Consider the following 11,636-nt stretch of genomic DNA (forward strand, 5'->3'; position numbering starts at 1 on the left):
AGGAAAAATGCTTAAAGATTTAACTATAGTAGAATTTGCAGATGAAACTGCATCAAATTCACCAGCACCAGGAGGTGGATCCATTGCTGCACTTAATGCATCAATGGCGGCTTCACTTCTTGCAATGGTTGCAAGCTTAACTATTGGAAAGAAAAAATATATAGATGTTTCCGATAGAATGGAAGAAATTCAAGCTGAATTATTAAAGTATAAAGACGAATTTGTAAGTGGTATTGATAAAGATGCCAACTCTTTTAACGGAGTTATGGATGCCATGAAACTTCCTAAGGAAACTGAAGAAGAAAAGAAAGCTAGATCTGAAAAAATTCAAGAAGGTTACAGAAATGCAATTGATGTACCTCTAGGACTTGGAGTTAAAGTTACAGAACTTTATGACTATGCAAGAGAATTAGCTGAAAAGGGAAATTCAAATGCAATCACAGACGTTGCAGTGGCTTTATTAAATATTGAAGCTGCAGTTCACGGAGCTTTCTTAAATGTAATCATCAACTTAAACTCACTTAAAGACCAAGATTACAGACATGAATTAGAAGAAAAAATGGCTGCTACAAGAAAAGTTGTAGAAAAAAATCACAATGAAATAATGAAAGTGGTAGATGAAAAATTGATATGAAATATCTTTTAGTCGATGTTGGATCAACTTATACTAAGCTTAATTTAGTGGATACTGATAAAAATGAAATTCTCGGGAGTGCATCGAGCTACACTACTGTAGAAACTGATGTCAGAGAAGGCTTTAACAATGCCTTTAAAAAATTAAGTGAAGTTACTGAAGTAAAATATGATAAAATACTAGGTTGCTCTTCAGCATCTGGAGGACTAAAAGTTGTGGCAATAGGGTTTTCAAAAAATCTTACTACTGATGCTGCAAGGCTTGCATCACTATCAAGTGGCGCTAGAATTTTAAAAGTATATTCTTATGAACTCACAGACGAGTATGTAGATGAGATCAAAAATTCTGGTGCGGACATAATAGTTTTATGTGGAGGCACTGATCACGGAAATAGTGACAATATCATTTTTAATGCAAAAAAACTTGCAAAGGGATGTATTAAAACGCCAGTTGTAGTGGCAGGTAATATTGACGCTCATGAAGAAATAAGGGACATCTTCCAAAGGGGAAATGTTCCTTGTAAATTCACAGAAAATGTAATGCCAACTACAAATACAATAAATTATAGACCTCTTAGAAAGACAATAGGCGATCTTTTTATAAAGACAATTGCTCACGCTAAGGGAATTGATTTACTAAGCAAAAATTTTGAAATACTTTTGCCAACTCCAGTTGCAGTTCAAAAGGCGATGTCAGTCTACGCAAAATATTTGGATAAAGTTATTTTATCTGTGGATATTGGAGGGGCAACGACAGACATTCATTCAATTGGCAAAACATATTATGGAGAAGAAAATGTAATCTCACCTCCAATTGAAGAACCCTTTGAAAAGAGAACTGTAGAAGGCGACATGGGCATGAGGTATTCTGCAACTGCTCTTTATGAATCAGTTGGCGAAGAACCTTTCCTTGCCTTTGGGATAAAGGATGCAAAGGAAAAGACGGAGTATCGCTTTAATCACACAAGCTATATTCCAGATAATGACGAAGATTTATTCTTTGACAATGTCCTATGTTATATTGCTACTCACACTTCACTTATGAGACATATTGGCCGCATAAAAAAAGTTAAAACTCCTACTAGAACTATTTATGAACAATACGGAAAGGATTTAAGACCAGCTGAAATGTTTATCGGAACTGGTGGATCGCTTATTAATTCTAATGAGCCGAAAAAAATTCTCTCAGCAATAGAGGATTTAGACGATGAATATCTAATAAATAGAAAAATAAAGTATTATTTAGATAAGAGATATATTTTATCATCAGCTGGACTAATTAGTACCGTAGACGAAGAAGCTTCCTACAAATTATTAAATAAATATTTAGAAGAAATATAAAATAAAAAAGAAGTTGCCATTATGGAACTTCTTTTTCTTGCAATAAAAAATTTTTGAAAGAATAAAATCTTCTTGAAAAATTTATTTTTTACTGAAATAATTATTTTGGGTATAAAAAATTGGGAGGTTTTTATGAAATTTAGAAAAATTTTTGCCTTAACACTTTTGCTTTTCTTCATGCCAGCTTTTGTATTTGCAGAAGATTTTAAAGAAATGAACCTTGATGTAAGTATAGATAAAAAGGGCATAGGAGAAGTTAAGGAAGTTTGGAAAATTGACGAAGACAATGAAGATTACACAGAGAGATATAAAGCCATAAACAATTTGCAAGGAATTAAAATTGAAGATTTTTCTGTTAATGCTCTTGGAAGAGATTTTACAGAGATTATGCCCTGGAATATTGATGCAAGTTTTGAGGACAAGGCATACCACTATGGAAGGATCGATGGAGATGATGAGGTTGAACTAACTTGGGGCATCAGTGAATTTAGTGACAACACTTATAACTTGTACTACAAGATAAATCCTCTTGTAGTGGGACTTAATGACAGCGACATGTTGTTTTTTAAATTCATGGGAGAAAATTTTGATCCGAAACCTAAAAGCGTGAAAATAAAAATTAAAGGCTTTGAACCCTTTAAGGATGTTAAAATGTGGGGATTTGGCATGGAAGGAGAAATCCACAATGTTGATGGAGAAATCCTCATGACTTCATCAGGCTATGTTGACTATGCAACGGTTATGCTAAAATTCCCAAAGGGATACTTTAACACGACCTATAAGATCGACAAGGACTTTCAGGACTATGCCAACCAGGCAGCAAAAGGTACTGAATGGGAAGATAGAGAAGGGGAAGCTTACCAAAAGCCAATGTCAAATGTGGCAAAGACAAGTCTTGTCATAGTTGGCTTAGCTGTACTTGGCGTGATTTATTTTGTAGGGCGTTTGATTGCTCTTGGCTTTAGCAAGAAGAAAATTGAAAATAAAAAAGAACTTGCAAGTATAAAGGATTTAAAGGGAGAATATTACAAGGACTTGCCCTACCATGGTCCCCTTGAAGATTTAGCATTTTTCATTAGTCAATCCTCTTTGGTGATAAGTGACTTAGTGGGAAATTATATAAACGCCTTTATCTTAAAGTGGAGTCTCCATGGAGCTATAGAATTTATTGAAGATGATGAAATTTTTTCTAAAAATAAAATAAAAATTATTTCTAGACCAAAGGATATGGGTCCTCTTGAAGAAGAACTTTTTGATATGATTGCTGGAGCCAATGAAGATAATGGCAAGGACTACATGACAGCCAAGGACTTCAAAAAATATGTAAAGGCAAACAAGGAAGACATGGAAAATTATTACGATGAATTTGAAGATAAGTCTATTGAAGCCCTAAAGGCTGGAGGATATTTAGAGAATTACAAATACGAAAAGAGATTTTTATTCTCTAAGAAAACTGGAACAGAACTTAGAGTCACTGAAAAGGGGAAAGACCTTTGGGAAAATCTCATAAAATTCAAAAATTATTTGAAAGATTATAAAGACCAAGTTACAGATGAAGTTGAATTTGAAAAGTGGCAGGACTTTTTAATATACTCATCAATATTTTTCCTAGATGAAGAATTTGTAAGGGGAGCATCAGCCTACCCGGCATATATTAATAATTATGCCCTCTACAACACTCACATAATGACTTCAAGGAAGTTTTCAAAGGACATCAATAATTCTTACCAAGCTGCAACTGGCTTTAATAGTGCAGGTTTTGGTGGCGCAACTTCTGTTGGAGGAGGCGGTGGATCCTTCGGCGGAGGCGGCGGAGGCGGTCGCTAAAAGAAAATTAAACTCTTTTCTGTTAAAATTTGCAGCGAAGAGTTTTTTATTACTTTATTTTGTAAAGGTAAAGGCTAAGTATAGATACTTTATATAAAATAATTAGCAATAGACTAAAGAGCATAGTATGTTTTTTTATTTTTATGAGCTTGTGCTTATTTTTGACATCTTCTAAAACCCTTTTATATTATTTATGTAAAAAGTAATAAATAATAGAAAATACTACAAAGATTAACCCTTCTTTTAATCAGTTCCAAAAATATATTAAAAAATAAACACCCAAAAAATTTCTTAAAACTTACAATTAGATTATAAAAGATGTTGTAAAAAATAAAAGTAAATTATCTTATTAAATTTATGTATTACAAAATATACTAAATATTAAATTTTAATTAATTTTGAATATAAATGGGTATTTAATTAAAAAGGACATTAAATCACAACTACAAACAGGAGGTAACAATGGCAGAAAATAAGAAAAAATTAGATCCTACTGAAAAAAATATGGCAGGAGATCCTATTCCAAGTAGAAATCAAAATGTAAGTGACGATCCCACAATGAGACGTGCTGGTGGACAAGTAGTCGACAATGACGAAGATTCCATGACAGCAGGCATGAATGGGCATCTTTCAGTTCAAGATTTATGGCTTTTTGAAAAACAAGCACATTTTAATAGAGAAGTAATTCCTGAAAGAAGAATGCATGCCAAGGGTTGGGGTGCTTGGGGAGAATTTACTGTAACTCACGACATTACAAAATATACTAAAGCAAAAATTTTTAGCAAAATTGGAAATAAATGCAAAGTATTTTCAAGAATGTCGACTGTAGCAGGGGAACGTGGAGCAGCTGATGCTGAAAGAGATATTCGTGGTTTTGCTATAAGATTTTATACTGAAGAGGGAAATTGGGATGTTGTAGGAAATAATACTCCAGTATTTTTCTTTAGAGATCCAATGAAGTTTATCGACTTAAACCACGCAGTAAAGAGAGATCCAAAATCTCATTTAAGAAGTCCAAACACAAATTTCGACTATTGGTCATCTCTTCCTGAATCATTACTTCAAACTACAATTATAAATAGTGATAGAGGAATCCCATCTTCCTTTAGATATATGCACGGATTTGGATCGCACACTTATTCTATGTATAACGAAAAAGGCACAAGAGTTTGGGTTAAGTTTCACTTTAGAAGTCAACAAGGTATCCAAAACTATACAGATCAAGAAGCTGAAATGGTAAATGGAAAGGACAGAGAATCTTCTGGACGTGATTTATATGAAGCGATTGAAAATGGAAATTTTCCAAAGTGGAAAATGTATATTCAAGTTATGACTAAAGAACAAGCTAAAAATCATCCAACAAATCCTTTTGACCTTACAAAAATGTGGCTAAAGGAAGATTATCCACTTATTCCAGTTGGAGAATATGTGTTAAACAAATATCCTGATAACTTCTTTCAAGATGTTGAACAAGTTGCTTTTTCACCAGCAAATATAGTTCCGGGAATTGCGCTTTCACCAGATAGAGTTCTTCAAGCGAGGGCATTTTTCTATTCTGATGCACAGAGATATAGACTTGGCGTAAATCATCACCAAATCCCTGTAAATTCTCCACTTGGAGTAGAACATCCCCACGATTTTCACAGAGATGGTCAAATGAGAGTAGACGGCAATAAGGGAGCGGAACTTCATTACAGACCTAATTCTTATGGAGCATGGCAAGATGATCCTTCACTTGAAATTCCACACGATGAAGGTGGAGAAACTAAGAGATACGATTATAGAGCTGACGACAGCGATTATTTCACTCAACCAGGTATGCTATTTAATAGAATGACTGATGAACAAAAATTAGTTTTATTCGAAAACACTGCCAGAAATATGGGCGATTCAACTATGCAAATTAAGCATAGGTATATCAGAAATTGTTATGCAGCTGACCCAAAATATGGCAAAGGAGTTGCAGAGGCTCTTGGAATTGACATCGACACAGTTGACCTTGAAATTAAGGCACCAAAATCTCGTGAAGAGTGGGAAAAATTAAATGCAAGGGACAAGGAACTTAACTACCCTACTAAACCGGCAGAGCCAGAGTCTGCAAAGAATCTTCCGCCAGAAGGAAGAGATACAAATGCAAAAGATCCCAAGACTTTAATTGATTGGGAAAGTGATCCTTATCTACTTTAATAAAGAACAATAATTTTAATGCTGCTTAGTAAAGACTTTGCAGCATTTTTTTATTTGGCTGCGGGATTTTAGTTAAATAAAGAATTCTTAATCTTTTAAAAAGCCATCAAATAGTGTAAAATAATTATAAGGAGTTTTGTCGTGGAATATTGGGATGTATATAATAAAAAGGGAAAATGGAAGAGGCGTGCCATAAGAAAGGGCGAGCGGCTAAAAAACAATGAATACCATATTATTGTTGAAGGTTGGATTTTAAGAGATGATGGTAATTTTATAATTCAAAGAAGAGCTCTTGAGAAAAAATCCTTTTCGGGAATGTGGTACTGCTCCGCAGGTGGTTCAGTTATTTCGGGGGAAACGCCAAAGGAAGGCATGGTCCGGGAGTTTAAGGAGGAACTTGGCATCGACATAGATGTTGATGAGCTTCGTTTAAAGAGGATCATAATAGATAAAAATACGATTTTTTATATTTTTCTAGTACACAAGAACATTTCCCTAGATGACATTACCCTTCAAGCTGAAGAGGTAATGGACGTTGATATTGCGGATCCAATAAAGATAAAGAAAATGGTTGAAGACAAAACTTTTATAGGACTGGATTACTACGAAAAATTTTTCGGAGGTATTTTTAAATAATCGTCTCAATTGAGGCGTTTTTTTATAGGAGGATTTATGAAACTATACAATACTTTAACTAGAAAAAAAGAAGATTTTGTTCCAATTAAAGAAGGTGAAGTTGGAATATATACTTGTGGTCCAACTGTATATAATTTTATTCACGTGGGCAATGCTAGACCCCTTGTTGTATTTGATACTTTGAGAAGATATTTTGAGTATAAAGGTTTAAAGGTAAAATTTGTTGTTAATTTTACAGATATTGACGATAAAATTATAAATAAGGCAAAGGACGAAGGTGTAACAGTTTCTGACATTTCAGAAAGATATATTAAAGAATTTAAAAAAGATGCAAAGGGACTTCACCTTTACGATTATGAAACACTAAATCCAAGGGCAACAGAACATATAAATGAAATCATTGCTTTTATTAAAACTTTAATAGACAAGAAAGCTGCCTATGTATCCAATGGCGATGTTTACTTTGACATAAGTTATGCCAAGGATTATGGCAAGCTTTCAAAGAAAAATATTGAAGATTTAATTTCTGGACACAGAGTTGACATCAACGACAACAAAAAAAATCCAATGGACTTTGCACTTTGGAAAAATAAAAAGGAGGGGGAACCTTTCTGGGAAGCACCTTGGGGTGAAGGTAGACCTGGTTGGCATATTGAATGTTCAGTAATGGCAAAAACACTTATTGGCGACAATATTGACATTCATACTGGAGGTGAAGATTTACAATTTCCTCACCATGAAAATGAAATTGCACAATCAGAAACTTGCAATGGAGTACCCTTTGCAAATTATTGGCTGCACAATGGCATGATCACAGTTGATAACGAAAAAATGTCTAAATCCAAGGGCAATTTCTTTACAGTAAGGGAAATTGCAGAGGAATTTGACCTAGAGGTTTTGAGATTTTTCCTTTTGACAACTCAATACCGTTCGCCAATTAATTTTTCAAGAGAAGTTATGGAACAAACAAAAAATTCAAGCAAGAGACTTTACAATGCAAAGTATAAACTTGAAGATGCAATTGAAAAGTCAAGTGTGGAAAAAATTTCGGCAGAGGAAGAAAAATTATATAAATCCTTTGACAGACATGTTGAAAAGTTTGAAAATGCAATGGATGATGATTTAAATACAGCTGATGCTATTACTGCAATTTTCGACTTGGTAAAGGACATTAACTTAAATCTTGATGAAAATAATTCTAAAGAAATGCTAGAAAAAACTTTAGAACTTTTGAAGAAGCTTACAAGAGTTTTGGGAATTATGGAAGGTGAGAGAGAAGAAATTTCTGAGGACATCGAAAATCTAATTAAAGAGAGAAATGATGCGAGAAAGAATAAAGATTTTGCTAAATCCGATGAAATTAGAGATAAGTTAAAGAAAATGGGAATTGAAATAGAAGATACGAGAAGTGGAACAACTTGGAAGAGAATTTAAGTTTTTTAGAGGTTAAAAATTATACAGAGGGCGAAGTTAGAGAGCTTAGTCCCCTTGCACTTGCCTATATTGGCGATGCTTGTTTTGAAATTTTAGTTAGAAGTGAAATACTAGATGCTCGTAAAAATCCAAATAAACTCCACAGAGAAAGCATTAAATTTGTCCGTGCAAAATCACAGAGAGAACTTTTTAAAAATATAGAAGACAAACTTACAGAAGAAGAAATGAAAATCTTTAAAAGAGGGAGAAATGCTAAATCTCATACAATTCCTAAAAATGCTGACCCAATAGATTATAGGATAGCAACAGGAGTTGAAGCGCTTTTTGGATATCTCTATCTTTTAAAGAAATACGAAAGAATTAGGGAAATATTTAAGGAGATGACTAAATGAAGGTAAAAATTATTTCGCACACAATGGACCCAGATAAGACCATTGCTGCAGCAGCAAAACTTTGCTATTCAAGAGTTGGGGTTGAAGAAATTACAGAAAATTTGACAGAAGAATCTACGGAAAAATTTTTAAATAGACTTATGTCTTTTTCTCACCTTTCGCCACTTGAACATGTCAGCTTTACCTTTGCAATTGAAGGTGTTTCTAGGACACTTACCCATCAACTTGTAAGACATAGAATTGCATCCTATTCACAACAATCACAAAGATATGTAAAACTCGATAGCTTTGAATACATTATTCCACCACAAATCGAAAAAAATAAAGAGGCAAAAAAAATTTTCATAGAAGCAATGAAAAGAGACCAAGAAGATTACGATAAATTAGTAGAAATTCTCGTAAACGAAAATGCAAAACCTCTTATAGAAAAGGGAATGGATGAAGAAAAGGCAAAAAAATCTGTGGAAAAAATGTCTATTGAAGATGCGAGATATGTATTTCCAAATGCTTGTGAGACAAAAATTGTTGTAACGATGAATGTGAGAACACTTCAACACTTCTTTACAGTTAGATGTTGCGAAAGAGCTCAATGGGAAATAAGAGAACTTGCCACAGAGATGTTAAGAGAAGTAAAGGAAGTTGCACCCCTTTTATTTAAAGACGAGGGACCAGCATGTGTTACAGGTCCATGCCCAGAAGGCAAAATGACTTGCGGCAAAGCAACAGAAATTAGAGAGAAGTTTAAGAATTTAAAATGAAATATATTTATGGAAGAGGCCCCGTTATTGAGGCTTTAAAAAATGAAGAAGTAGAAAAAGTTTATATTGGTAAAAATGCCACTGGTTCCATAAAAAAAATTATTGGAATGGCAAGAGATTTAAAAGTTCCCACAGTTACAAGCGATAATGAAAAATTGGAAGAACTTGCTGGCACAAAAAATCACCAAGCAGTTGTGGCTCTAGTAAGTGATTTTGAATACATTGAACTGGAAGAACTTATAAATAAACTTGAAGGCAAAGAAAATGCGAAAATTTTTATTTTAGATAAAATTGAAGACCCTCACAATTTTGGTGCAATTGCAAGGAGCTCAAACTTTTTTGGAGTAGATGCAATTATTTTTCCAAATAGAAGGGCATCCACAGTTAACGACACAGTGGTAAAGGCATCGGCTGGAGCAATTTACGACATAGATGTCTCAAAGGTTACAAATATTTCTCAAGCTATAGAAAAATTAAAGGACGCAGGGTTTTGGATTTACGCAACAGACCTAGAAGGTGAAGACATAAGAAAGTGCGATTTCTCGGGCAAAGTTGCCATAATTATAGGAAACGAAGGCAAGGGAGTTTCCAAAAATGTTTTAAAAAATTCTGATAAAATCATCACCATTCCAAATTTTTCTGATTTTGATTCCTTAAACGCATCAGTTGCAGCGGCAATTGTAATGTACGAAATGTTTAGATAATAAAGATGAAAAGGCAGGCAAACAGGTACAAAAGGGATGTAAATTATCTCTTTGTAGATGGATACAATATTATAAATTCCTGGCAAAATTTAATAAAATTAAAAAATATTTCTCTAGAAGATGCGAGAAAGGAATTAATAGATGTAATGATTGAATTTTCTCATAGCACGAAGGAACATATAATATTAGTTTTTGATGCTTACTTGGTGAAAAAATCAGGAGGCAAGACTTATCACAGAGATGGAATTGACATTATTTTTACTAAAGAATTTGAGACGGCGGATCATTACATCGAAAGACAGCTTGACGAAATAGGAAAGCTCACTAATGTGCGTGTTGCCACAAGCGACAATGTGGAGCAGCAAATTATTTTATCTCGTGGTGGCACTAGAATTTCTGCAAGAGAACTTGAAGCCGAAGTTGAAAACTCAAAAAACAAAATTATTCACGTTGCAAAAAAATTAAAGGAAGAAAAAGTCAGTGCTCTTGACGAAGAAATTATCCATCAACTTAAAGAATTTAAAAGAGATATATCTAATGAAAATAATTAGGAGGCCTTAAATGAAATGTAAAAATTGCGGGAAAGAAAATGCAGAGGATGCCTTATTTTGCATGGAATGTGGACACGACTTGCGGGAAGATTTAGATTTTTCAAGAACTCAAAAAATAAAAAGAGATTATGACTATGAAGATGAAGAAAAAATTGTAAATAATAATTCCATTAATGATAATTCCATGGGCTTAAAAGAGAAGGGAATAGTTTTCGTCTTTGTGGTAATTGGACTTATTGCTTTTTCTCTAATATTTAATTTTGGATTTGGAAAATATAAAATTAAACAATTGGAAAATTCTGCAAGGGCGAATTTAGAAGCAAAAAATTACAAAGAGGCAAGAGAAAAATACAGTCAACTCTACGAAAAGTCTTCAGATAAAAAATATTTAGATGAAATAAATAAAATAGACAAGAGCATGGAATCCAAAGATTTAATAAACAAGGCAAATCAAAAATTTGAAGGGAGGAATTACGAATCCTCACTTGCTTATTTAAAGGATTTTGAAAGTGACGACGAGGAGCTAAAGTCAAAGAAGGACGCACTTGTTGAAAAGAATTATTCTGCAATTAAATCTGAAATTGCACAATTAGTAGCAAATAATAATTTTAGCGGCGCAATTAATAGATTAAATTCTTATATAGCAGTTGATCCCGAAAATGGTGAATTTAAAAGAATGCTTGAAGATATAAATTCACAAAAGGAAAATAGCGATAAAAAAGATGAGGGCAATAGTGAAATTTTAAAAGAAAAGGCGAGAGCTGATGAATTGGAAGCACAAATTGTAAGATTAAAAAGAGTAGAAGCATCAAGTTTAATCGACACTTACCAATTTGTAACTGCGGGAAAGGCCAATGTAAGAAGTGGGCCGGGCTTTGATTATGGAATTGAATTTACTCTTTACAAGGGCGATTCTGTTTACGTATACGACACTAGGAGAGCAAATGGCAGAACTTGGTGCAATATTGGAAATGGATGGATTAGTTATAGGACATTGAATGGCGAAATAAAATAAAATTTTAAGACAGTTTACTTTGAATTATTATGGTTCTATAATAAATAGTGTTGGTGAGAAATCATCAGCACTATTTTTGTATGGAAATGTATAAAAAATAGACATAGAAATCACATTCCTATAAAATATAGTTGCTACCAAATACCAAGGAGTGATTC

General features: G+C 33.5%; 11 protein-coding genes. All 11 read left to right on the forward strand.

The genetic code is table 11. The features are described 5' to 3' along the window. Positions 1 to 7: 7 nt before the first annotated feature. The 11 genes from HKO22_RS09515 (at position 8) to HKO22_RS09565 (ending at position 11,478) form a co-directional block, all read left to right on the forward strand. Positions 8 to 634, forward strand: coding sequence for a cyclodeaminase/cyclohydrolase family protein (locus HKO22_RS09515; RefSeq protein ID WP_075659456.1), 627 nt, complete (start codon positions 8 to 10; stop codon positions 632 to 634). Further along, entirely contained in the window at positions 631 to 1,974 is a 1,344-nt protein-coding gene (glmL, locus tag HKO22_RS09520; protein WP_169970279.1) for a methylaspartate mutase accessory protein GlmL, read from the forward strand. The genes HKO22_RS09515 and glmL overlap by 4 nt, the downstream gene beginning before the upstream one ends. A gap of 132 nt (positions 1,975 to 2,106) precedes the next feature. Continuing rightward, on the forward strand, positions 2,107 to 3,801 hold the full coding sequence (locus HKO22_RS09525; protein ID WP_169970281.1) for a DUF2207 domain-containing protein: 1,695 nt from the start codon (positions 2,107 to 2,109) through the stop codon (positions 3,799 to 3,801). Between the two features lie 462 nt (positions 3,802 to 4,263). Continuing rightward, positions 4,264 to 5,988 (forward strand): catalase, encoded by a 1,725-nt coding sequence (locus tag HKO22_RS09530; RefSeq protein WP_169970283.1) that lies wholly within the window; start codon positions 4,264 to 4,266, stop codon positions 5,986 to 5,988. Between the two features lie 141 nt (positions 5,989 to 6,129). Next, positions 6,130 to 6,624 carry an NUDIX hydrolase gene (locus HKO22_RS09535; protein ID WP_075659453.1) on the forward strand — a complete coding sequence of 165 codons (495 nt, stop codon included), beginning with the start codon at positions 6,130 to 6,132 and terminating at the stop codon, positions 6,622 to 6,624. A gap of 36 nt (positions 6,625 to 6,660) precedes the next feature. Further along, entirely contained in the window at positions 6,661 to 8,058 is a 1,398-nt protein-coding gene (gene cysS, locus HKO22_RS09540) for a cysteine--tRNA ligase (RefSeq protein ID WP_169970285.1), read from the forward strand. Then, entirely contained in the window at positions 8,043 to 8,450 is a 408-nt protein-coding gene (locus HKO22_RS09545) for a Mini-ribonuclease 3 (protein WP_075659451.1), read from the forward strand. Before cysS ends, HKO22_RS09545 begins: the two co-directional genes overlap by 16 nt. Then, the gene (gene thyX / locus HKO22_RS09550) at positions 8,447 to 9,208 is read left to right on the forward strand and encodes an FAD-dependent thymidylate synthase (RefSeq protein ID WP_169970287.1); all 762 of its coding nucleotides are present in this window, start codon (positions 8,447 to 8,449) and stop codon (positions 9,206 to 9,208) included. The genes HKO22_RS09545 and thyX overlap by 4 nt, the downstream gene beginning before the upstream one ends. Beyond that, positions 9,205 to 9,912 (forward strand): 23S rRNA (guanosine(2251)-2'-O)-methyltransferase RlmB, encoded by a 708-nt coding sequence (rlmB, locus tag HKO22_RS09555; RefSeq protein ID WP_169970289.1) that lies wholly within the window; start codon positions 9,205 to 9,207, stop codon positions 9,910 to 9,912. The genes thyX and rlmB overlap by 4 nt, the downstream gene beginning before the upstream one ends. Positions 9,913 to 9,917: 5 nt before the next feature. Next, a complete protein-coding gene (locus HKO22_RS09560) occupies positions 9,918 to 10,463 on the forward strand; it encodes an NYN domain-containing protein (protein ID WP_075659448.1) in 546 nt (181 codons plus the stop codon). A gap of 10 nt (positions 10,464 to 10,473) precedes the next feature. Then, entirely contained in the window at positions 10,474 to 11,478 is a 1,005-nt protein-coding gene (locus HKO22_RS09565) for a zinc-ribbon domain-containing protein (protein WP_169970291.1), read from the forward strand. Positions 11,479 to 11,636: the final 158 nt, after the last annotated feature.

The organism is Peptoniphilus faecalis, assembly GCF_012976305.1.
Classification (GTDB): Bacteria; Bacillota; Clostridia; order Tissierellales; family Peptoniphilaceae; genus Peptoniphilus_A; species Peptoniphilus_A faecalis.

Coding starts and splice junctions, on each gene's coding strand:
- glmL (WP_169970279.1), top strand. CDS start 631: ATGAAATATCTTTTAGTCGATGTTGGATCAACTTATACTAAGCTTAAT.
- cysS (WP_169970285.1), top strand. CDS start 6,661: ATGAAACTATACAATACTTTAACTAGAAAAAAAGAAGATTTTGTTCCA.
- HKO22_RS09515 (WP_075659456.1), top strand. CDS start 8: ATGCTTAAAGATTTAACTATAGTAGAATTTGCAGATGAAACTGCATCA.
- HKO22_RS09565 (WP_169970291.1), top strand. CDS start 10,474: ATGAAATGTAAAAATTGCGGGAAAGAAAATGCAGAGGATGCCTTATTT.
- rlmB (WP_169970289.1), top strand. CDS start 9,205: ATGAAATATATTTATGGAAGAGGCCCCGTTATTGAGGCTTTAAAAAAT.
- HKO22_RS09525 (WP_169970281.1), top strand. CDS start 2,107: ATGAAATTTAGAAAAATTTTTGCCTTAACACTTTTGCTTTTCTTCATG.
- HKO22_RS09560 (WP_075659448.1), top strand. CDS start 9,918: ATGAAAAGGCAGGCAAACAGGTACAAAAGGGATGTAAATTATCTCTTT.
- thyX (WP_169970287.1), top strand. CDS start 8,447: ATGAAGGTAAAAATTATTTCGCACACAATGGACCCAGATAAGACCATT.
- HKO22_RS09530 (WP_169970283.1), top strand. CDS start 4,264: ATGGCAGAAAATAAGAAAAAATTAGATCCTACTGAAAAAAATATGGCA.